Here is a 21304-nt window from a genome sequence, read left to right as displayed (position 1 = left end):
GGGGGGCATTCAAGCCCGCGAGCCTAATGCAGATAAATGACGGTTTGGCGACAGGCCTGGGAGCCACTCCGTAATGCCAGTGGGAGCGGGCTTGCCCGCACACACACGCTCATCCCACAGTCAGCGGGGGGCTGGGTTCAGGGCTTTTTCCAGGCGCTTGGCCCGGGCGCTGGCGGCCAGGTCCAGCACGGCCTGGTCGCGCTGCCACATGGCGGCCCACGCCCCTTCGGCCATCGCTTGATTGATCTGTGGCTTCAGCGCCTCGAACTGCGCAAACAATCCCCCCAACACCACATGCCCCGCCGCCGATGCACTGGGTTGGCGAATGACCTCGGCGCAGCCGGCCAGCAACGCCAGTAACTGCAGGCGCAGGGCCTGGGGCCAGGCACACTCCTGGCCGATGCCATGCAGCCAGGCGGTCATCGCGCTCAGTACATAGGTGTCCTCCAGGGTGCGGAAGGGTTTGACGTAATCGTCCCAGCCATCCCCCGGCAAGCGCTCGCAGGCGGCATGGTCGAGGTGGACGCGGCCGTGGCTGATATCGGGCATCAAGGGGATCGCGGGCAAGGGTTCCACCCGTACGCCGGGCTCGCCGGCCAGCACCACGGCCAGGGTCAGGCGCGGCTTTTCATCGGCAGCCTCGCAGCGGGCGGCGATCAACAGCCAGTCGGCGGCATCGCCGGCGGTGACGAAGTCCTTGCGCCCGCTCAGGCGCAGGTCGTCCAGGCGCGTTTGCATGTCCAGCGGGCGCAGGCTGCGCTGTTCGGTCGCACACAGGGCGCCCAGGCTGTGGGGCGCGCTGGGCCATAACGCGCGCAACGCCGCTTGATAGCCCACCAGAAACGCCAGGCCGGGCGTGGCCATCAGGCGCGCGCCCTGGGTCGCCAACTCGAAGGGCGTGACCTGCCCCAGGCGTTGCAATAAAACGCTGTAGCCCTCGGCCAGGTTAGCGTGGGCGGGCAGTCGGGCAGGTCGGTCGAGCAAAGCGTGCCAGGGCATGGAAGGCTCCTTGGGGGCTGTCATCTAAGCGTCACCGTAGATTCATGGAGATGACACCGGGGGTACATAGCCTGACTTTGCACAACAAAGTCGACTGGCCGCAACCCTGGCCGGCACCTGGAGACTCGCCATGACTCAGATCGCCCGCATCAGTGACACCGGCAATGAACGCCGTCTGCAAGCCGAACGCCTGATCGGCGCCCAGGCCTTGCAGGAAGCCCAGGCCTTGCGTTTCAGCGTTTTCAGCGGCGAGTTCAATGCCAAGCTCAAAGGCGCAGAACTGGGCCTGGACATGGATGACTATGATGTTCACTGCAGCCACATTGGCGTACGGGACTTGAACACCGGGCGACTGGTTGCCACCACCCGGCTGCTGGATCACCAGGCGGCCAGCACCCTGGGCCGGTTCTACAGCGAAGAAGAATTCAGCCTCCACGGCCTGCTGCATTTGCAGGGGCCGATCCTGGAGATCGGCCGCACCTGTGTCGACCCGGCCTACCGCAACGGCGGCACTATCGCGGTGCTGTGGGGCGAGTTGGCCGAAGTCCTCAACCAGGGCGGCTACAGCTACCTGATGGGGTGCGCGAGCATCCCGATGCACGACGGCGGCATCCAGGCCCACGCGATCATGCAGCGCCTGCGCGAACGCTACCTGTGCAACGAACACCTGCGCGCCGAACCGAAAAAGCCCCTGCCGAGCCTGGACCTGCCGTCCAACGTCATCGCCGAAATGCCGCCACTGCTCAAGGCCTATATGCGCCTGGGCGCGAAGATCTGCGGCGAGCCGTGCTGGGACGAGGACTTCCAGGTGGCCGACGTGTTTATCCTGCTCAAGCGCGACGAGTTGTGCCCGCGTTATGCGCGCCACTTCAAGGCGGCCATGTGATGGGCCGCCTACGGGTCTACGGGCGGATCGCCCGCGTACTGCTGGTGGTAAGCCTGGGCTTGAGCATGGCCGGGGTATTTGGCCTGTTCGAGCGCCTGGGAATCGCCAACTCCATGGTGCGGCGCCAGCGCTGGTCGCGGTTTTTCATGGCGCGCCTGAGCAACGCCCTGCCCTTTCGCGTGACCGTGCACGGTGAGCTGCCGCAACAGCCGATGCTGTGGGTCAGCAACCATGTGTCCTGGACCGATATCCCGCTGCTGGGCATGGTGACGCCGCTGTCATTCCTGTCCAAGGCCGAGGTGCGCACCTGGCCGGTGGCCGGCTGGCTGGCGGCCAAGGCCGGCAGCCTGTTTATCCGCCGCGGCTCGGGGGACAGCCAATTGATCCGCAAGCAGATGACCCGTCACCTGGAGCAAAAACACCCGCTGCTGATGTTCCCCGAAGGCACCACCACCGATGGCCGCAGCCTGCGCACCTTCCATGGCCGGCTACTGGCCAGCGCGATTGATGCCGAGGTGGCGCTACAGCCGGTGGCGATCCGTTATTTGCGCGATGGGCAGGTTGATCCGCTCGCACCGTTTATTGGTGACGATGATTTGCTCTCGCACCTGATGCGTTTGTTTGCCCATGATCAGGGCGACGTTGAGATTCATCTGCTTAAACCCATTGCCTGTGCCGGACAGGAGCGTGCGGCGCTGGCGTACCAGGCGCAGCAGGCGGTGCAGAAGGCGTTGTTTGGGCCGGTGCCACAAAGCCAGCAGGTGCCGGTTCGGCCGGCGTATGCGGCCTGAAGCAAACACGCAAAAAATGTAGGAGCTGGCTTGCCTGCGATAGCAGTGGCGACTGATACACCGCTATCGCAGGCAAGCCAGCTCCCACATTAGATCGGCGTGGATATTTGACTATCTGCATAGGCCTGCAATTGGGGATAGAACACCCGGAAATCCTCGCTCAACGGCTCATACAGCACCCGCAGTTCCTGCATCGCCTGGCCCAGTTCCTGGGGTTGGCTCAGGCGCCGGGAAATGCCCCGCAGCACGTGCTCCATCACCGCGAACTCGCGGTAGGAGCCCAGCCAGTCATCCGCCGCCATATAAGGGGCAATCTGCGCCAGGCGCCCCGGCAGTTGCGGTTCGGCCGCGAGCACCCGGTACACCTGGGAGGTAAAGCGTTCCAGTGGCTGGTCGGCATACTGTGCCCAATCGCGCGCCAGGCAATGGTCGAAGAACACATCGAGGACGATCCCCGCATAGCGGCGCCGGGTCAGGGTGAACCGTGACAACGCCTGCCCCACCAAGGGGTGGCTGTCGGTAAAGCGGTCGATGGCGCGATGCAGCTGGATCGCCGCCTCGATTTGCGGGGGGTACTGGCCCTGCAGGTGGCCTTTGACGAAATCTCCATAGAGGCTGCCCAGCAGTTGTGCAGGAAGTTGGCCGCCAAGGTGCAGATGTGCGAGATAATTCATGACGCGCAGTTTAGCACTGCCGCCAGCGTATCGTTATAACCCGATATACAGATTTATGCGGTTACAAGATCAAAATCGTATTGGTATATCGGGATATAGCGATTTAAAGTTCGCCTCATCGCGATATAACGTTTTACCCACACCGAGCCCTGCCATGTCCATTGACCTCGACGACATAATAAAAGCCCTGGCACACCCAGTACGGCGAGACATTCTCAACTGGCTGAAAGACCCGAAAGTGCAGTTCCCCGAGCAAGTGCACAACCACGAGTACGGCATCTGCGCCGGCCAGATCGACCAGCGCTGCGGCCTGTCGCAGTCCACCGTGTCGGCGCACCTGGCCACCCTGCAACGGGCAGGCTTGATCAGCAGCCAGAAAGTCGGGCAGTGGCACTTTTTCCGCCGTAATGAAGACGTGATCCAAGGGTTTATCCAAGCCCTTGCCGAAGAACTCAGCCCACCGCTGTAAAGGACCCCACATGCCTCTTTCGCTACTCATCCTGGCCTTAAGCGCCTTCGCCATCGGCACCACCGAATTCGTCATCATGGGCCTGTTGCCCGATGTGGCGGCCGACCTCGGTGTGTCGATTCCAGGCGCCGGCTGGCTGGTGACCGGCTACGCCCTGGGCGTGGCCATCGGTGCGCCCTTTATGGCACTGGCCACCGCCAGGCTGCCGCGCAAGGCGGCCCTGGTCGCGTTGATGGGTATTTTCATTATCGGCAACCTGCTCTGCGCCCTGGCCAGTGACTACAACGTGCTGATGTTTGCCCGGGTGGTGACTGCGTTGTGCCACGGCGCCTTCTTCGGCATTGGCTCGGTGGTGGCCGCCAACCTGGTGCCGGCCAACAAGCGCGCATCGGCGGTGGCCCTGATGTTTACCGGCCTGACCCTGGCCAACGTGCTCGGCGTGCCCCTGGGCACCGCGCTGGGCCAGGAAGCCGGCTGGCGCTCGACCTTCTGGGCCGTGACGGTGATTGGCGTAATCGCACTGATCGGCCTGATCCGCTTCCTGCCGGCCAAGCGCGATGAAGAAAAACTCGATATGCGCGCCGAACTGGCAGCCCTCAAGGGGGACGGGATCTGGTTGTCGCTGAGCATGACCGCACTGTTTGCCGCATCGATGTTCACCCTCTTCACCTATGTCGCGCCGTTGCTGGGGGATGTCACCGGCATCTCACCCAAAGGTGTGACCTGGACCCTGCTGCTGATCGGCCTGGGCCTGACCGTGGGCAATATCATCGGCGGCAAACTGGCGGACAAGCGCCTGGCGGCCACCCTGATCGGCGTATTTATCAGCATGGCCGTGGTGTCCACCGCACTGACCTGGACCAGCGTCGCCATCATCCCCACCGAAATCACCCTGTTCCTCTGGGCCACCGCTTCGTTTGCCGCCGTGCCGGCGCTGCAGATCAACGTGGTGACCTTCGGCAAGGCCGCGCCCAACCTGGTCTCGACCCTCAATATCGGCGCTTTCAATATCGGCAACGCCCTCGGCGCCTGGGTCGGCGGCAGTGTGATTGCCCACGGTTTCGGCCTGACCAGCGTGCCATTGGCCGCCGCAGCCCTGGCGATCCTGGCGCTGCTGGTCACGTTGATCACGTTCCACCAAAGCAGCGATGCCAACCTGGCCCCTGCGACCCATTAATCACTTAGAACAGACGAGTATTTGCGATGACGACTATTTTCGATCCGATCAAACTGGGTGATGTGCAGCTGTCGAACCGCATCATCATGGCGCCCCTGACCCGCTGCCGTGCCGACGCTGGCCGCGTGCCCAATGCCCTGATGGCTGAATACTACGTGCAGCGGGCCTCTGCCGGGCTGATCCTCACCGAAGCCACCTCGGTGACGCCGATGGGCGTGGGCTACCCGGACACCCCGGGCATCTGGTCCAACGACCAGGTGCGCGGCTGGACCAACATCACCAAGGCGGTGCACGGCGCAGGCGGCAAGATCTTCCTGCAACTGTGGCATGTGGGGCGGATCTCCCACGGGGCCTACCTGAACGGCGAAACCCCGGTGGCGCCGAGTGCGGTCCAGCCGGCCGGCCATGTCAGCCTGATGCGCCCACTGGCGGACTACCCGACCCCACGCGCCCTGGAAACCGCGGAAATCGCCGATATCGTCGACGCCTACCGCGTGGGCGCCGAGAACGCCAAGGCCGCCGGTTTTGACGGGGTGCAGGTGCATGGCGCCAATGGCTACCTGCTCGACCAGTTCCTGCAAAGCAGCACCAACCAGCGTACCGACGAGTACGGCGGCTCCCTGGAAAACCGTGCACGGCTGTTGCTGGAAGTGACCGATGCGCTGATCGAAGTCTGGGGCGCTGGCCGCGTGGGGATGCATTTATCGCCACGGGCCGACCTGCATGACATGGGCGATGACAACCTGGCAGAAACCTTCACCTACGTCGCCCGTGAACTGGGCAAGCGCGGCATCGCCTTTATCTGCGCCCGCGAGCAAGAAGCCGGCGACAGCCTGGGTCCGCAATTGAAAGCCGCGTTCGGCGGGCCGTACATTGCCAACGAGCTCTTCACCAAAGACAGCGCCAATGCCTGGCTGGCCTCGGGCAAGGCCGATGCGGTGGCGTTTGGCGTACCGTTTATCGCCAACCCGGACCTGCCGGCGCGCCTTAAGGCCGATGCGCCGCTGAACGAAGCCAACCCGCAGACCTTCTACACCCAAGGCCCGGTCGGCTACATCGACTACCCGACCCTGGCGCTCTGAGCGCGGCAACGCAAAAGCCCCGGCTCGCAAGAGCCGGGGCTTTTTATTGGATCGTGAAGCAATCGCGCGCCCACAGGTTCAGTAACACTCCTTCACAGCAATGCAACAATATCGCTACAAAATACTTAGCCGGCTACCTTTCAACCCGACCCCAGCACGTATATAACGTCACCCCACAAATAAGCCGGAAGGATGATTGACCGTCCTTGGGCTTTACTGTTGACACAAGCGGACGCAATTACGCATTTTGTATCAATTGCGCAGGTTGGGGCTCAGGCGCAGCATGTCCAGCCCGATATCCACTAGGCACTCGGCCTGCTGATACAGCTCAAAGCTGTCCGGCACCAATAGCCACTGACCGACCAGCCCATTGATATAGGCATGGATGCACACTGCTCCGCGAGCGGTGTCGAGGTTTTCCGGCAGTTGCCCGCGGTGGACTGCATTGCGCAGTGTCAGGACGATGCGCAGGTTGCACTCAAGGCTGTGGGTCTGGCGCTGACGGCGCATGTCGCACATGTCATCGGTAAATTCGCACTTATGGAACAGGATCTCATTAATGCGCCGAGTCTTCGGGTCCAGGGCCACCTGATGAAAAAGATGGATCAGCAGCTTGCGCATGCAGCCCAGCGGATCGACCTCATCCTCGCTTTCACTGGCCCTGGCCAATTCATCCAGGGGTTCGTGCAGCGTGTCGAGCAGTGCCTGCAACAGGTCCGATTTGTTGCTGAAATGCCAGTAAATCGCGCCCCGCGTCACGCCGGCCCGCGCCGCGATATCCGCCAGCGTCGTGCGCGCAACACCGCGCTCATAAAAGGCTTGCTCGGCGGCTTCAAGTATTTGGCTGCGCGTTTCCTGAGCTTCCTCTTTGGTACGACGAACCATGGCAGTAACACCTCAATCAGGACACGTGCGGGGGTGGATAACCACCTTCTGAATAATTATGGGACGACGCCTTCATGGGCGGCGAACGTACTAGAATCGAGGCTTGCAGCGTTGCTTTGTCAGGAATCCGCGAAGCCTGTCAAGAGTTTACAAACAACCATGAACGTAAGTATATTGCCTAGCAAGCTACTTATCTACTCACTGCCTGTTTTTTACCCTTCCACACTTCTTGTGCGTATCAAACGCGCCTGACCCGAGGATCTTCATGCAACTTAAGCCAGCTGTTACCGCTCTGGTCACTGCCGTCGCCCTGGCATCGCTGCTCAGCGGATGTAAAAAGGAAGAAGCGGCACCGCCCGCTCAAACCCCTCAGGTCGGCGTGGTCACTATTCAACCTCAAGCCTATACCCTGACCTCCGAATTGCCGGGGCGCACCACTGCGTTCCGCATCGCCGAAGTCCGGCCCCAGGTCAATGGCATCATTCTCAAGCGCCTGTTCAAGGAAGGCGGCGACGTCAAGGAAGGCCAGCAGCTTTACCAGATCGATCCGTCGGTCTATGAAGCCACGCTCAAAAGCGCCCAGGCCAACCTGCAGCAGACCAAGTCGATTGCCGACCGCTACAAGCAACTGGTCAACGAGCAGGCGGTCAGCCGTCAGGAATACGACACCGCCGTGTCCAACCGCCTGACCTCGGAAGCCAACCTGCAGAGCGCCCAGATCAACGTGCGCTATACCAAGGTGTTCGCGCCGATCTCCGGGCGCATCGGGCGTTCTTCGGTCACCGAAGGCGCGCTGGTCAGCAATGGCCAGGCCGACGCCATGGCGGTGATCCAGCAACTGGACCCGATCTACGTCGACGTCACGCAATCCTCCGCCGAGATGCTGAAACTGCGTCGCGACCTGGAAAGCGGCCAACTGCAAAAAGCCGGCGAAAACGCCGCCATGGTCAAGCTGACCCTGGAAGACGGCAGCGAATACAGCCAGCAAGGTCGCCTGGAGTTCTCCGAGGTGTCGGTCGACCAGACCACCGGCTCGGTCACCCTGCGTGCCGTGTTCCCCAACCCTGAGCACACCCTGCTGCCGGGCATGTTTGTCCACGCGCAATTGCAGGCCGGTGTGAACAGCAAGGCGATCCTCGCCCCGCAGCAAGGCGTGACCCGCGATATCCGGGGTATCCCGACGGCGCTGGTGGTGACCGCCGACAACAAGGTCGAACACCGCGTGCTGGTGGCCAACCGTACCGCCGGCGCCTACTGGCTGGTGGAAAAAGGCCTGAATGCCGGTGACCGTGTGATTACCGAAGGCTTGCAGTTCATCAAGCCGGGCATCACGGTTGACGCGAAGGAAGCCACCAACGCCAAGCCCGCCGGTACTGCTCCTGCCGCCGCTGGCAAAGGGGAGTAATACATGTCGAAATTTTTTATCGACCGTCCCATTTTCGCCTGGGTAATCGCCCTGGTGATCATGCTGGTCGGGGCCTTGTCGATCCTCAAGTTGCCCATCAACCAATACCCGGCCATCGCGCCAACCGCCATTGATATCCAGGTGACCTACCCAGGCGCGTCCGCACAAACCGTGCAGGACACCGTGGTGCAGGTGATCGAGCAGCAACTCAACGGTATCGACAACCTGCGTTATGTGGCCTCGGACAGTAACTCCGACGGCAGCATGACCATCACCGCGACGTTCAACCAGGGGACCAACCCTGACATCGCCCAGGTCCAGGTGCAGAACAAGCTGAACCTGGCGACCCCATTGCTGCCGCAAGAAGTGCAGCAACAGGGGATCCGCGTGACCAAGTCGGTGAAGAACTTCCTGATGGTGATCGGCCTGGTGTCCGAAGACGGCAGCATGACCAAGGATGACCTGTCCAACTACATCGTTTCCAACATCCAGGACCCGATTTCCCGGACGTCTGGCGTGGGTGACTTCCAGGTCTTCGGTTCCCAGTACGCCATGCGTATCTGGCTGGACCCGGCCAAGTTGAACAACTTCCAGATGACCCCGGTGGATGTCAGCAGTGCCATCTCCGCGCAGAACGTCCAGGTGGCCACCGGCCAATTGGGCGGCCTGCCAGCCCTGCCCGGCACCCAGTTGAACGCCACCATCATCGGCAAGACCCGCCTGCAGACCGCCGAGCAGTTTGAAAAGATCCTGCTGCGCGTCAACGCCGACGGCTCCCAAGTACGCCTGGGCGATGTCGCCCGTATCGAGCTGGGTGGCCAGAACTACAGCATCAGCGCCCAGTTCAACGGCAAGCCGGCCTCCGGCATGGCGATCAAGCTGGCCTCGGGCGCCAACGCCCTGGACACCGCCAAGGCCATCCGTGCCACGGTCGCGTCCCTGGAGCCGTTCTTCCCGCCGGGCATGAAGGCGGTGGTTCCGTATGACACCACCCCAGTGGTGACCGAATCGATTTCCGGGGTTGTCGATACCCTGATCGAGGCGATCGTCCTGGTGTTCCTGGTGATGTACCTGTTCCTGCAAAACTTTCGCGCCACCATCATCACCACCATGACTGTACCGGTGGTGTTGCTGGGTACGTTCGGTATCCTTGCGGCCTTCGGCTTCACCATCAACACCTTGACCATGTTCGGCATGATCCTGGCCATCGGCTTGCTGGTGGACGATGCGATCGTGGTGGTGGAAAACGTCGAGCGGGTGATGGCCGAGGAGCACCTGTCGCCCAAGGAGGCGACGGTCAAGTCCATGGGCCAGATCCAGGGGGCCCTGGTGGGTATCGCCCTGGTCCTATCGGCGGTACTGCTGCCGATGGCGTTCTTTGGCGGCTCCACGGGGGTCATCTATAAACAGTTCTCCATCACCATTGTGTCGGCGATGGCCCTGTCGGTGCTGGTTGCCCTGATCTTCACCCCGGCCCTGTGCGCCACCATGCTCAAGCCGATCGACCCCGAAAAACATGGCCAGCCCAAGCGCGGGTTCTTCGGCTGGTTCAACCGCACCTTCGACCGTGGCGTCCTGAGCTACGAGCGCGGCGTGGGCAACATGATCAAGCACAAGGCACCTTCGTTCCTGGTGTACCTGATCATCTTTGCCGGCATGATCTGGCTGTTCACCCGGATTCCAAGCGCGTTCCTGCCCGAGGAAGACCAGGGTGTGATCTTCGCCCAGGTGCAAACACCGGTCGGTTCTTCGGCCGAGCGTACGCAAGTGGTCATCGACGAAATGCGCGCGTTCCTGTTGAACGACAAGGAAGGCGAGCCGGGCGAAGGCAAGGCCGTGAAGTCGGTCTTTACCGTGAACGGTTTCAACTTCGCCGGTCGTGGCCAAAGTTCGGGCCTGGCGTTTGTCATGCTCAAGCCGTGGGACGAGCGGGATGCCTCGCTGTCGGTGTTCGAGGTGGCCAAGCGTGCCCAGGGCTACTTCTTCCAGACCTTCAAGGACGCCATGGTATTTGCCATCGTGCCGCCTTCGGTACTGGAATTGGGTAACGCCACCGGTTTCGACGTGTTCCTGCAAGACCAGGGCGGTGTGGGTCACGAAGCGTTGATGAACGCCCGTAACCAGTTCCTCGGCATGGCTGCACAAAGCAAGATCCTCGCCGGCGTGCGCCCCAACGGCGTCAACGATGAGCCGCAGTACGAGCTGACCATCGATGACGAGAAGGCCAGTGCCCAGGGCATCAGCCTGTCGAGCATCAACCAGACCCTGGCGATTGCCCTGGGTGGCAGCTACGTCAACGACTTTATCGACCGTGGCCGGGTGAAGAAGGTCTATGTGCAGAGCGAGGCTGCTGGCCGGATGTCCCCGGAAGACCTGAACAAATGGTTCGTGCGCGCCAATGACGGAAAAATGGTGCCACTTTCAGCAATTGCCTCTGGCAAATGGATCTACGGCTCGCCGAAACTGTCGCGGTACAACGGTGTAGCGGCAATGGAAATCCTCGGTACACCGGCACCGGGCTACAGCACCGGTGACGCCATGGCCGAGGTCGAACGCATCGCCAAGCAACTGCCGGCGGGTGTGGGCTATGCCTGGACCGGCCTGTCGTACGAAGAACGCTTGTCCGGCTCCCAGGCACCGGCGTTGTACGCCCTGTCGCTGCTGGTGGTGTTCCTCTGCCTGGCAGCGTTGTACGAAAGCTGGTCGATTCCGATTGCGGTAGTGCTGGTGGTACCGCTGGGCGTGATCGGTGCACTGATGGCGACCAGCCTGCGAGGACTGTCCAACGACGTGTTCTTCCAGGTGGGGCTGTTGGTCACCGTGGGCCTGGCCTCGAAGAACGCCATCCTGATCGTAGAGTTCGCCAAGGAGCTGCATGAACAGGGCAAGGGTATCGTCGAGGCAGCCATCGAGGCGTCCCGCATGCGCCTGCGTCCGATCATCATGACGTCCATGGCGTTCGTCCTCGGCGTACTGCCGCTGGCGATCTCCTCGGGCGCTGGTTCAGGCAGCCAGCACGCAATCGGGACCGGGGTAATTGGCGGTATGATCACCGCCACCGTCCTGGCGATCTTCTGGGTGCCACTGTTCTTTGTGACCGTGTCTGCCATTGGCAGCCGCAAAAAAACTGACAAGTCCGATACACCGCACACTCCTAAAGAGGCTGGCTAATGCGCAAGTCGCTACTTTCCCTGGCAGTCACCGCATTCGTGCTCAGTGGCTGCTCGCTGATCCCTGACTATCAGCGACCTGAAGCACCGGTTGCCGCCCAGTTCCCGCAGGGGCCGGCGTATTCGTCGGCCCAGGCGCCGAGCCAGGCCGCTGCCGAGCAAGGCTGGAAGCAGTTTTTCCATGACCCGGCCCTGCAACAGCTGATCCAGGTCGCGCTGGTGAACAACCGTGACCTGCGCGTCGCCGCGCTGAACATCGACGCCTTTGCCGCGCAGTACCGTATCCAGCGTGCCGACCTGTTCCCGGCCGTCGGCGTCAATGGCAGCGGCAACCGCCAGCGCGTTCCGGCACGGGCCTCGCAAACCGGCGAGTCGAACATCACCAGCTCTTACTCGGCGACCCTCGGGATCAACGCCTATGAGCTGGACCTGTTCGGCCGGGTGCGCAGCCTGAGCGAAGAAGCGTTGCAGAAGTACTTCGCCACCGAAGAAGCACGCCGCAGCACGCAGATCAGCCTGGTAGCCAGCGTGGCCAACGCCTACCTGACCTGGCAGGCGGACAAGGAACTGCTGAAACTGACCCAGGACACCCTGGCGGCGTACGAGCAGAGCTTCAAGCTCACCTCGCGCAGCAACGAAGTCGGCGTGGCCTCGGCCCTGGACTTGAGCCAGGCCCGCACCTCGGTTGAAAGCGCCCGCGTGCAACTGGCCCGCTACACCCGCCAGGTAGCCCAGGACGAAAACAACCTGACCCTGCTGCTGGGCACCGGCCTGCCGGCGAATCTCGCCACCCAGCCGCTGTCCGACGACCTGTTGAGCGAAGTACCGGCTGGCCTGCCTTCGGACCTGCTGCAACGTCGCCCCGATATCCTGCAGGCCGAGCACAACCTCAAGGCGGCCAACGCCAATATCGGCGCGGCACGGGCGGCGTTCTTCCCGAGCATCAGCCTGACCGCCAATGCCGGCACCCTGAGCCCGGACCTCGGCGGCCTGTTCAAGGGCGGCTCGGGCACCTGGTCGTTCGCGCCGCAGATCAACATCCCGATCTTCAACGCCGGTAGCCTGCGCGCCAGCCTGGACTACTCGAAGATCCAGAAAGAGATCAACGTCGCCACCTACGAGAAGTCGATCCAGACCGCGTTCCAGGAAGTCTCCGACGGCCTGGCAGCACGTGCGACCTACAACCAACAGTTGCAGGCCCAGCGTGATTTCGTCGAGGCCAACCAGGACTACTACCGCCTGGCCGAGCGTCGTTACCGGATTGGGGTGGATAGCAACCTGACCTTCCTCGACGCCCAGCGCCAATTGTTCGCTGCCCAGCAAACGCTGATCACCGACCGCCTGGCCCAACTGACCAGCGAAGTGACCTTATACAAGGCCCTCGGTGGCGGCTGGAACGAACAGACCGCGAAAAATGAGCCGGTGAAAGAAGAAGCGCCGAAGCTCAAGTTGTTCTAAGCGGCGTAGCCACACACGAAGCCCACCTTTTGGTGGGCTTTTTCATGGACGCACAGTTTCGTTCGATCACCGCCCAAAACCCGCCCTCCCCCAATTGAACCGCCCCACTCACGCCCCGCACCATGGCCCGCACCTGAAAACCACCAATAACAACAGGTTCCACGCCATGAACACCTTGCACCCTCGCCGGCTCTTGCTGGCTACCGCTGTCGCCAGCCTTGCCCTTCCCGCTGTCGCCGAGGAACACGGCTTTCTGGAAGATGCCAGCGCCCACCTCAACCTGCGCAATTTCTTCTTCAACCGCAATTTCACCCACCCGACCAAGGCCCAGGGCGGCGCGCAGGAGTGGACGCAGAGTTTCATCCTCGATGCCAAGTCCGGTTTCACCCAGGGCACCGTGGGGTTCGGGGTGGATGTGCTGGGCATGTATTCGCAAAAGCTCGACGGCGGCGGCGGCTCCAGTGGCACCCAATTGCTGCCCCTGGATCATGATGGCAAACCGGCGGACAACTTCGGCCGCCTGGGGGTGGCGTTCAAGGCACGGATTTCCCAGACCGAGTTGAAAGTCGGCGAGTGGATGCCGGTGCTGCCGATCCTGCGTTCGGACGACGGCCGCTCCCTGCCGCAAACCCTGCGCGGCGGGCAGATCACCTCCAAAGAGATCGCCGGCCTGACCCTGTATGGCGGCCAGTTCCGCGCCAACAGCCCGCGTGACGACAGCAGCATGACGGACATGTCGATGTTCGGTAAAACCGCATTCACCTCCGATCGCTTCAACTTCCAGGGCGCCGAATATGCGTTCAACGACAAACGCACCCAGCTCGGCGTATGGAATGCCCAGCTCAAGGACATCTACCGCCAGCAATACCTCAACCTGACCCACAGCCAGCCCGTGGGCGACTGGACCCTGGGCGCCAACCTCGGCTTCTTCTACGGCCAGGACGACGGCAGCGCCCGGGCCGGCAAGCTGCACAACAAGACCTGGTCCGGCCTGTTCTCGGCCAGGTACGGCGGCCACACCTTCTACGTCGGCCTGCAAAAACTTAGCGGCAACAGCGCGTGGATGCGGGTCAATGGCACCAGCGGCGGCACCCTGGCCAACGACAGCTTCAACGCCAGCTACGACAATGCCGAGGAAAAATCCTGGCAGGTGCGCCATGACTACAACTTCGCCCCCCTCGGCGTGCCGGGCCTGACCTTGATGAACCGCTATATCAGCGGCAGCAACGTGCACACCGCCACCGTCAGCGACGGCAAGGAATGGGGCCGGGAAAGCGAAGTGGGCTACACCGTGCAAAGCGGCAGCCTGAAAAGCCTTACCCTGCGCTGGCGCAATTCGAGCATGCGCCGGGACTACAGCAACAATGAGTTCGATGAAAACCGCTTGATCGTCAGCTATCCCATCAGCCTTTTGTAATGCTTGGAAAAACGGCAAAAAGACCCCGCGGTTTGCCAACTTTTCTCCGCCGGGCAAGCCTGTTCTATTACGCCCGGTAACAAAACATCGACAGGAGGACGGAACACTTTCATTCAAGCACACAACCTAGGTAGCACCGTTGCCACATCCTGCAAAGGCGGTCGTGCATAACTGAAAGGTACTTGCCATGAACTCTATCGCTCCACAGCACGCTATGCCTGCCTTTCCCATCCAGACCTCCGGGGCCGCCAATCCCCGCAGCGTGGATCTCACGTCGCAAAACAAGCAATCCGTGCTGCTCGATGACGGGAATCTCACTGTCCGCAAGTCCGTGGACGAGGTGCCACTCGGGCCCGGGAAGTCGATCATCCTAAATGACACCCTGACGTTTGAAACCGGCAACAAATCCGACACCATTTATCTTCGCAACCACACCGATGGACAGCTCAATGTCGAGGTAAACGGCAAGTCCTACTTCTTTGATGTCCGAAACGGCAAGGATGGCTCACAAACCAACCTCCATATCAAAAGCAATGGCGGTGATGACAACATAAAAATCGATGCCCGCGTCATGCTCCCCGTAAAGGTCGAGGCCGGCGATGGTAATGACAATGTACAAGCAGGTGGCGGTCCCAGCATGCTATTTGGCGGACGGGGCAATGACACCCTGCACCTGGGCAGTGGCTCCGGTTATGCCGAAGGCAACGACGGTGATGACACGATGATAGGAGGTTCGGGCCACAACGTCATGTACGGCAATAACGGCAACGACCGGCTATATGCAGGTGCCGGGAGCGCCAAGAAACAAAGCTATCTGGACGGAGGCAGTGGTAACGACCAGCTCTATGCCGGCAACGGTCATACGGTCATAAACGGCGGCAAAGGTGATGATTTGATGGTTGGCCATGACCGCACCACCTTTTACAGCGGCAAGGGCAAAGATACGGTCTGGTCCAACCATCGCAATGACCGCATCTACGCAAAAACCAGTGACCGGCTTATGGGTTCTTCCGCAGCCCTCATCACCCCGGTGACGCCGAGCGATGCAGGTAAAGAAGGCTTCAAGGCCCAGGGTTCAGAGGCGTTCAAACAACGCGTCGAAGATGACCTTGAACTCCTGCGCGGATCTCCCCTCGGCCAGAAAATGCTCGCGGGAATGGACGCCATCGGCAGACGAAATGGCGCACCGCTGCCAATTACAGAAGGCCCCATCAACCATTTTGACGACCGCCTATCGGAAGAGGAGACGAAGAAAAATCATATCAAAGACGGTGTCCCGAGCCGCCCCATCAACAATGGCATCCTGCAGTACAATCCATCCGATATCTACAGCGACCCCAAGGTCCCGGCTGCACCGATCATCACCTTGCAGCATGAGTCGGCACATGCCTGGAACGCCGGCACAGGGACCTTTTTACCAGGCCACACCCCAGAGCGGGTTGATGGAAAACCTCCAGTGAATACACCCAATGCCGAACGCCAGGCTGTCGGTCTACCGAGCACTGCCCCGCCGTTTGACTTTGACAACGATCCACTCACCCCGCCCGCCTCTACCAATCCCAAGCCGTTCACAGAGAACGGATTGCGCGAGGAAATGGGCTATGACCTACGCGAAAACTACGCAGACTGACAGTGTACGGGGCAGGCGCTTGCTGTATGTTGCCTGCCCCGATGCCCCAGGATGACAAGGACGCTCATCATTGACCCCAGAGCCTCATGAATCCCATTGCCACTGTGTTTGCAACGCTATTGATCAGCCTCACCCTCAGTGGCTGCATCGGCGCACCCGTTGCCTTGACGCCGCAGACCGCACAACGCCTGCAAGCCCAGGCGCCGATCCGTTTTCTGCTGACCTTCGATGACGGGCCCAGTGCCTCGGGGTACGCCAACCCTAGCCGTTCGGTAATCCAGGACCTGGCCCACAACCCGGTGCAGCCGGGGATCAAGGCGATTTTCTTTTTGCAGACCGAGGCCTGGCGTTCAGGCGGCAGCCCGCGGGGGCGTAAAACCATGGAGCGCGAGCACGCGGGTGGGCATATCCTGGCCTTTCACACCGCGACGCGCTGGCACAGTAACCATCGCCTGTTAAACGACGAAGACCTGGCCCAGACCCTGCGCCTGGGCGCGGCGACAATTGCCTCGATCACTGGCGCTGCGCCGAGCCTGGTACGCCCGCCCTTCTGGAACTACGACCTGCGCACTTTCGCCGCCTACCAGCGACACGGCATGCACATCTTGCTCACCGACTTGAGTGCCAATGACGGCAAGATCTGGGGTTTCAATGCCAGCCCCCAACGCCGGGCCAACCTGCTGCGGCAACTGTCGCTGGTGCGCGAACGCATTGCCCTGGGCGAACTGCCGACCGTGGACGGGGTGATTCCGGTGGTGGTGACCTTTCACGACATCAACCGCTATACCGCCCGGCACCTGCCGGAATACCTGCAGATCCTGATGGACAGCGCCCAGGCCAATGGCCTGAAGACCGCCGCCGAGCCGTTCTACACCGACCGCTCGGCACTGGAACGCGGGGCCCTGGCGCGCACAGTGAAGGATGCCTACGACGTGGTGCACTTGCCGGGGGTGTGGAACTGGGTGTGGGACGCCGACGCCCACTGAAAGCCGCACGGCCACCCGGGTCCTGAAAAAAATTGTATTGGTCCCCTGCGGAATCCTTAGCCACTGCTCAGCCACTAGTACTCAAAACGCACACACTATAGCGAGAGTACGTCATGGTAATAGCAACTAGCTTACAACCGTTAAATCTACCCCCTCCAAGCCAGCCTGCTGTAGCACTGGCGGGTAACTCCGTCTCGAATCCCATCACGATTCAAAGCCCGCCACTAAAAAAATTACATGCACAATTCACGTCAAGTTCAAAGTTGACCCCCGATCAAAACTACGTTGAAAAATATCCAGTCTATACAAACTCTTTCACCCTCTTTAGCGACAACCATATAAAAATAACCCATAAAGTCACTTGGGAAAAAACCAAGGATGATGGATATATAAACAGAAATAACGCTCTGCAAATCGTAACAGGTGATAATTCAGACCTCATAAAAGTCAACCCTTCGTCAGGCAACGACATTCACCTAGAAGTCAATGGCACTCACTACCTATTAAAAATCAACAACCATGAAGACTACCCAGAGCAATTGCACATCAAGTCAAAAGGCGGTGATGATCACATCAGGGTTGATCCTCGCGTCACTATCCCCATCACCATTGAGGGGGGTAGGGGCAACGACAGGATTGAAACCCTTGGCAGCGGTGCAACCCGTGTCTACGGCGGTGCAGGAGATGACGACATTACCTTGGGCAGCGGCGACAGCTACGCCGAGGGCAATAGCGGCAATGACAAAATGCGTGGCGGCACGGGCAAGACCGTCATGTATGGCAACAACGGCGCTGACCTGATGTTCTCCGGCCCCGGCAGCAAGGGAACGTTCAGCTATATGGATGGCGGCACGGGCAACGACACCATGATCGGCGCCAGCCCCTTGAACCTGATGCATGGCGGCCCCGGAGAAGACTTGATGTACAGCATAGGGCCGACCACGTTCTACACCGGTCGAGGCCGGGACACCGTGCTGGCAAACCATGCAAGCGACAGGATCTACGCCGACGCCGGTGATCGTGTCGCCAGGGTTGCCGGCTCTACCCTAAGACAGGTCCGAATAAACGATGCCGGCCACAAAGCCTTTAAAATCGAAGGCTCAGACAAGTTCAAACAACAAACCCAAGACGATCTTGAATTTTTCAGAAATTCGCCAACTGCACAAACAATGCTCACTGAACTGGACCAGGCGGCCGAACTCAATGGTTCCCCCGTCACCATTCGCGAGACCGGTGACCGCCCTAATTATTCATTCCGCAACAACCTCACAAGAGAATACGATAAACAACTAAAAGAATATGACGACCTCGCAGAATCCCCCTTGCTAGGTTTTATCCAAGGTCAAGCCAAGGGTTCGGTAGCAACTGGCGCGGCAATAAACAACAACCCCGGCCTCATCGTCGAAGAACCGCCGGTCATTAGTCTTTACCATGAAATGGCCCATGCTTATAACGGTGCCCATGGCACACTCCTACCAGGCCAAACCAATGACGAGCCCAACCTGGAGCGCCAAGCCGTTGGGTTGGAGACCAATGCTCCCGCCTTTGATTTTGACAACAACCCCAGGACGCCCCCCACCACAACCAACCCCAAGCCCTTTACCGAAAATGCGCTGCGTGAAGAAACCGGCTTTCCACGGCGTAACTCCTACATTCAACCTGCTGAAGAATGACTTGGCATAAGAGTGGCAAATCGTCGTCAGCCCAGCGACTCCACCCCCAGCTCGTCCCACACCGACTCGGCCAGGTGAAACGTTGCATTGGCCGCCGGAATCCCGCAGTAGATCGCGCTCTGCATCAGCACTTCCTTGATCTCGGCGCGGCTCACGCCATTGCTGGCGGCCGCGCGCAGGTGCAGTTTGAGCTCTTCGCTGCGATTCATGCCGATCAGCATGGCAATGGTGATCAGGCTGCGGGTATGCCGGGGCAAACCGGGGCGGGTCCAGATATCGCCCCAGGCATGGCGGGTGATCATGTCCTGGAATTCGCTGTTGAACTCGGTCAGGGCATTGAGGCTGCGCTCGACATGGGCATCGCCCAGCACTTCACGACGTACCTTGAGGCCCTCGGCATAACGTTGTTTCTCGTCCACAAAAGCGCCCTCAGCGATCCAGCAGGAAAGTCAGTACCCGGTCGCTGAATGCGTCCCCGGCTTGCACGTTGGACAGATGCGCCGCGTAGAACTCGGCGTACTCGGCACCCGGCACCTGTTGCTGAATAAACAGGCTGCCGGACGGCGGCGTCACCGCATCCTCAGTGCCGGCAATCACCAACGTCGGCACCTGGATGGAGGCCAGTTGCTCACGCAGATCCGCATCGCGCACCGCGCCGCAGTTGGCCGCATAGCCTTGGGGCGATGTGGCCGCGAGCATGTCGGTAATGCGCTTGGCCTGGTCGGGATGAGCCTGGGCAAAATCGGCGGTAAACCAGCGCGCAATCGAGGCATCGCGCAAGCCGATCATGGCCGCCTGGCCATCGCGCAGGACCATGTCGATCCGGGGGTTCCAAATTTCCGGGCTGCCGATCTTGGCCGCCGTGTTGCACAGCACCAGCTTGAGCAAGCGCTCGCCGGCATTGATCCCCAGCCACTGGCCGATCAACCCGCCCATGGACAGGCCGCAGAAATGCGCACGCTGGATATCCAGCGCATCCAGCAACGCCAGCACGTCACGCCCCAGTTGCTCAATGCTGTAGGGCCCCTCGGTGACCAGGGACTTGCCGTGGCCACGGGTGTCCAGGCGCAGCACCCGAAAATGCTCGGTAAAGGCCGGCATCTGCGTATCCCACATCTGCAGGTCGGTGCCCAGGGAGTTGGACAGCACCAGTACCGGCGCGCCTTCGGGGCCTTCCAGTTGATAGTTCAGTTCGCCATCGGCGAGTTTTACAAATCCCACAGCAGCCTCCTCAGGCAGACAATACAAAGTGTTCAGCCACGGCGCGGCTGACCCAGGTGTGTGCCTGGCCCAGGTAATGCGCCGGGTCCAGCAGGCGATCCAATTCCAGCGCCGACAGCTGGGCGGTGACTTGCGGCTCATCGGCCAATACCGCGCGCAAATGGCGCTGCTCGGCGACCGCGCGTTTGCAGCACTGTTCCAGCAGGTGATGGGCGGTTTCCCGGCCCAGGCGCTGGGCCAATGTGATACTGACGGCTTCGGCCAGCACCAGGCCCTGGGTCAGGTCGAGGTTGTGGCCCATGCGTTGCGCATCGACCTCCAGGCCTTCGCTCACCAGCAGCGCCTGCTGCAAGGCACCGGACACCAGGCGGCAGATTTCGGGCAGGGTTTCCCATTCGGCATGCCACAGCCCCAGGCTACGTTCGTGCTCCTGGGGCATGGCGCTGAACATCGTCGCCACCAACCCCGGGACCCGCGTGGCCGCGCTGATCAACACCGCAGCGCCGACCGGGTTGCGCTTGTGCGGCATGGTCGAGGAACCGCCCTTGCCCGGCGCCGACGGCTCGAACACTTCCGCCGCTTCGGTCTGCATCAGCAGGCTGATGTCCCGCCCGAGCTTGCCCAGGCTGCCGGCGATCAGGCCGAGCACGCTGGCAAACTCCACCAGACGGTCACGCTGGGTATGCCAGGGTTGTTCGGGCAGCGTCAGTTGCAACTCCGCCGCCAGGGCCCGTGCCACCGGCATGGCCTGTGCGCCCAGTGCCGCCAGGGTGCCGGACGCGCCACCGAATTGCAGGACCAGCAGGCGCGGCTTCAACTCCAGCAGCCGTTGGCGACTGCGCGTCACCGCCCCCAGCCAACCGGCGATCTTCATACCCAGGGTGACCGGTGTTGCGTGTTGCAACCAGGTGCGCCCGGCCAAGGGCACGTCGGCATAACGCTGCGCCTGGGCGGCAAGCACCGCGCCCAGCCGGGCCAGGTCCGCCTCGACCAGTTCCAGCGCCCGCCGCAGTTGCAGCACCAGGCCCGTGTCCATCACATCCTGGCTGGTGGCGCCCAGATGCACATAGCGCTCGGCGCCGGCGTCTTCGCTGGCAATCAACTTGCCCAGGGCCTTCACCAATGGAATCGCCGAATTGCCCGCCGTGGCAATCGCCACGCCGAGGGCATCCACGTCGTACAGCGAGGCCAGGCACGCCTGGGCAATCGGTGCGACGGCGGCCGGCGGGATCAACCCGACCTGGGCCTGCGCCCGGGCCAATCCGGCTTCAAAGTCCAGCATGCCCTGCAAGCGTGCCTGGTCACAGAACACTTCGGCCATGCTACCGGCGGTGAAGTAAGCGTCGAACAATTGGTTGCTCGTGCGCAGCGTCATAACTCA

General features: G+C 61.3%; 18 protein-coding genes. 12 read left to right on the top strand and 6 right to left on the bottom strand.

What is annotated here, in order from left to right; all coding sequences use genetic code 11:
- Window positions 1–120 precede the first annotated feature (120 nt).
- Window positions 121–999, bottom strand: coding sequence for an acyl-CoA dehydrogenase middle domain-containing protein (locus AC07W7_RS05995; protein WP_495038922.1), 879 nt, complete (start codon window positions 997–999; stop codon window positions 121–123).
- Between the two features lie 130 nt (window positions 1000–1129).
- Here AC07W7_RS05995 and olsB point away from each other — a divergent pair, with 130 nt between their 5' ends.
- Window positions 1130–1885, top strand: coding sequence for an L-ornithine N(alpha)-acyltransferase (gene olsB / locus AC07W7_RS05990; protein WP_057439788.1), 756 nt, complete (start codon window positions 1130–1132; stop codon window positions 1883–1885).
- Window positions 1885–2676 carry a lysophospholipid acyltransferase family protein gene (locus AC07W7_RS05985; RefSeq protein ID WP_169865466.1) on the top strand — a complete coding sequence of 264 codons (792 nt, stop codon included), beginning with the start codon at window positions 1885–1887 and terminating at the stop codon, window positions 2674–2676. Before olsB ends, AC07W7_RS05985 begins: the two co-directional genes overlap by 1 nt.
- 89 nt (window positions 2677–2765) lie before the next feature.
- On the opposite strand, the gene AC07W7_RS05980 is transcribed toward AC07W7_RS05985, so the two are convergent.
- The gene (locus AC07W7_RS05980) at window positions 2766–3350 is read right to left on the bottom strand and encodes an acyl carrier protein phosphodiesterase (protein ID WP_495038921.1); all 585 of its coding nucleotides are present in this window, start codon (window positions 3348–3350) and stop codon (window positions 2766–2768) included.
- Window positions 3351–3504: 154 nt separating this feature from the next.
- On the opposite strand from AC07W7_RS05980, the gene AC07W7_RS05975 reads away from it, so the two are divergent.
- From AC07W7_RS05975 to AC07W7_RS05965, 3 genes are read left to right on the top strand one after another with little or no spacing between them, the layout of a single operon-like run.
- The gene (locus tag AC07W7_RS05975) at window positions 3505–3819 is read left to right on the top strand and encodes an ArsR/SmtB family transcription factor (RefSeq protein ID WP_495038920.1); all 315 of its coding nucleotides are present in this window, start codon (window positions 3505–3507) and stop codon (window positions 3817–3819) included.
- Window positions 3820–3829: 10 nt separating this feature from the next.
- Entirely contained in the window at window positions 3830–4996 is a 1167-nt protein-coding gene (locus tag AC07W7_RS05970; protein WP_495038919.1) for an MFS transporter, read from the top strand.
- Window positions 4997–5022: 26 nt separating this feature from the next.
- Window positions 5023–6078 carry an alkene reductase gene (locus tag AC07W7_RS05965; protein WP_076964916.1) on the top strand — a complete coding sequence of 352 codons (1056 nt, stop codon included), beginning with the start codon at window positions 5023–5025 and terminating at the stop codon, window positions 6076–6078.
- 252 nt (window positions 6079–6330) lie between these two features.
- On the opposite strand, the gene AC07W7_RS05960 is transcribed toward AC07W7_RS05965, so the two are convergent.
- Complete coding sequence (locus AC07W7_RS05960; RefSeq protein WP_495038918.1) at window positions 6331–6963, bottom strand: TetR family transcriptional regulator; 633 nt, start codon at window positions 6961–6963, stop codon at window positions 6331–6333.
- A gap of 265 nt (window positions 6964–7228) precedes the next feature.
- On the opposite strand from AC07W7_RS05960, the gene AC07W7_RS05955 reads away from it, so the two are divergent.
- The 7 genes from AC07W7_RS05955 to AC07W7_RS05925 all read left to right on the top strand — a co-directional run bounded on the left by AC07W7_RS05955 (window position 7229) and on the right by AC07W7_RS05925 (window position 18702).
- On the top strand, window positions 7229–8368 hold the full coding sequence (locus AC07W7_RS05955) for an efflux RND transporter periplasmic adaptor subunit (protein WP_495038917.1): 1140 nt from the start codon (window positions 7229–7231) through the stop codon (window positions 8366–8368).
- 3 nt (window positions 8369–8371) lie between these two features.
- On the top strand, window positions 8372–11539 hold the full coding sequence (locus AC07W7_RS05950) for an efflux RND transporter permease subunit (RefSeq protein ID WP_495038916.1): 3168 nt from the start codon (window positions 8372–8374) through the stop codon (window positions 11537–11539).
- A complete protein-coding gene (adeC, locus tag AC07W7_RS05945) occupies window positions 11539–12996 on the top strand; it encodes an AdeC/AdeK/OprM family multidrug efflux complex outer membrane factor (protein ID WP_076964920.1) in 1458 nt (485 codons plus the stop codon). The genes AC07W7_RS05950 and adeC overlap by 1 nt, the downstream gene beginning before the upstream one ends.
- Window positions 12997–13162: 166 nt before the next feature.
- Window positions 13163–14413, top strand: coding sequence for an OprD family porin (locus AC07W7_RS05940; protein ID WP_495038915.1), 1251 nt, complete (start codon window positions 13163–13165; stop codon window positions 14411–14413).
- Window positions 14414–14600: 187 nt separating this feature from the next.
- The gene (locus tag AC07W7_RS05935) at window positions 14601–16043 is read left to right on the top strand and encodes a M91 family zinc metallopeptidase (protein ID WP_495038914.1); all 1443 of its coding nucleotides are present in this window, start codon (window positions 14601–14603) and stop codon (window positions 16041–16043) included.
- An 86-nt stretch (window positions 16044–16129) separates the two neighbouring features.
- Window positions 16130–17029, top strand: coding sequence for a polysaccharide deacetylase family protein (locus AC07W7_RS05930; RefSeq protein ID WP_495038913.1), 900 nt, complete (start codon window positions 16130–16132; stop codon window positions 17027–17029).
- 113 nt (window positions 17030–17142) lie between these two features.
- Window positions 17143–18702, top strand: coding sequence for a M91 family zinc metallopeptidase (locus tag AC07W7_RS05925; RefSeq protein WP_495038912.1), 1560 nt, complete (start codon window positions 17143–17145; stop codon window positions 18700–18702).
- A gap of 26 nt (window positions 18703–18728) precedes the next feature.
- Here AC07W7_RS05925 and pcaC read toward each other — a convergent pair whose 3' ends face one another.
- From pcaC to AC07W7_RS05910, 3 genes are read right to left on the bottom strand one after another with little or no spacing between them, the layout of a single operon-like run.
- Window positions 18729–19121, bottom strand: a complete 393-nt coding sequence (pcaC, locus tag AC07W7_RS05920) for a 4-carboxymuconolactone decarboxylase (protein WP_076964923.1) — start codon at window positions 19119–19121, stop codon at window positions 18729–18731.
- A 10-nt stretch (window positions 19122–19131) separates the two neighbouring features.
- Window positions 19132–19923: a 3-oxoadipate enol-lactonase gene (pcaD, locus tag AC07W7_RS05915; RefSeq protein ID WP_076964924.1), complete on the bottom strand. Its 792-nt coding sequence runs from the start codon at window positions 19921–19923 to the stop codon at window positions 19132–19134.
- 10 nt (window positions 19924–19933) lie between these two features.
- Entirely contained in the window at window positions 19934–21298 is a 1365-nt protein-coding gene (locus AC07W7_RS05910; RefSeq protein ID WP_495038911.1) for a 3-carboxy-cis,cis-muconate cycloisomerase, read from the bottom strand.
- Between the last annotated feature and the right edge of the window lie 6 nt (window positions 21299–21304).

It is taken from the genome of Pseudomonas sp. GW821-FHT01D09 (assembly GCF_059422465.1).
The sequence above is the reverse complement of the archived record's forward strand: the minus strand, read 5'-3'. Positions and strand labels throughout refer to the sequence as shown.

What these genes read in the sequence shown, in the direction of transcription:
- AC07W7_RS05910 (WP_495038911.1), bottom strand. Translation starts at nt 21,298, where the DNA reads ATGACGCTGCGCACGAGCAACCAATTGTTCGACGCTTACTTCACCGCC.
- AC07W7_RS05955 (WP_495038917.1), top strand. Translation starts at nt 7,229, where the DNA reads ATGCAACTTAAGCCAGCTGTTACCGCTCTGGTCACTGCCGTCGCCCTG.
- AC07W7_RS05935 (WP_495038914.1), top strand. Translation starts at nt 14,601, where the DNA reads ATGAACTCTATCGCTCCACAGCACGCTATGCCTGCCTTTCCCATCCAG.
- AC07W7_RS05950 (WP_495038916.1), top strand. Translation starts at nt 8,372, where the DNA reads ATGTCGAAATTTTTTATCGACCGTCCCATTTTCGCCTGGGTAATCGCC.
- AC07W7_RS05985 (WP_169865466.1), top strand. Translation starts at nt 1,885, where the DNA reads ATGGGCCGCCTACGGGTCTACGGGCGGATCGCCCGCGTACTGCTGGTG.
- AC07W7_RS05995 (WP_495038922.1), bottom strand. Translation starts at nt 999, where the DNA reads ATGCCCTGGCACGCTTTGCTCGACCGACCTGCCCGACTGCCCGCCCAC.
- AC07W7_RS05970 (WP_495038919.1), top strand. Translation starts at nt 3,830, where the DNA reads ATGCCTCTTTCGCTACTCATCCTGGCCTTAAGCGCCTTCGCCATCGGC.
- AC07W7_RS05965 (WP_076964916.1), top strand. Translation starts at nt 5,023, where the DNA reads ATGACGACTATTTTCGATCCGATCAAACTGGGTGATGTGCAGCTGTCG.
- AC07W7_RS05960 (WP_495038918.1), bottom strand. Translation starts at nt 6,963, where the DNA reads ATGGTTCGTCGTACCAAAGAGGAAGCTCAGGAAACGCGCAGCCAAATA.
- AC07W7_RS05930 (WP_495038913.1), top strand. Translation starts at nt 16,130, where the DNA reads ATGAATCCCATTGCCACTGTGTTTGCAACGCTATTGATCAGCCTCACC.
- AC07W7_RS05975 (WP_495038920.1), top strand. Translation starts at nt 3,505, where the DNA reads ATGTCCATTGACCTCGACGACATAATAAAAGCCCTGGCACACCCAGTA.
- AC07W7_RS05940 (WP_495038915.1), top strand. Translation starts at nt 13,163, where the DNA reads ATGAACACCTTGCACCCTCGCCGGCTCTTGCTGGCTACCGCTGTCGCC.
- AC07W7_RS05980 (WP_495038921.1), bottom strand. Translation starts at nt 3,350, where the DNA reads ATGAATTATCTCGCACATCTGCACCTTGGCGGCCAACTTCCTGCACAA.
- olsB (WP_057439788.1), top strand. Translation starts at nt 1,130, where the DNA reads ATGACTCAGATCGCCCGCATCAGTGACACCGGCAATGAACGCCGTCTG.
- adeC (WP_076964920.1), top strand. Translation starts at nt 11,539, where the DNA reads ATGCGCAAGTCGCTACTTTCCCTGGCAGTCACCGCATTCGTGCTCAGT.
- AC07W7_RS05925 (WP_495038912.1), top strand. Translation starts at nt 17,143, where the DNA reads ATGGTAATAGCAACTAGCTTACAACCGTTAAATCTACCCCCTCCAAGC.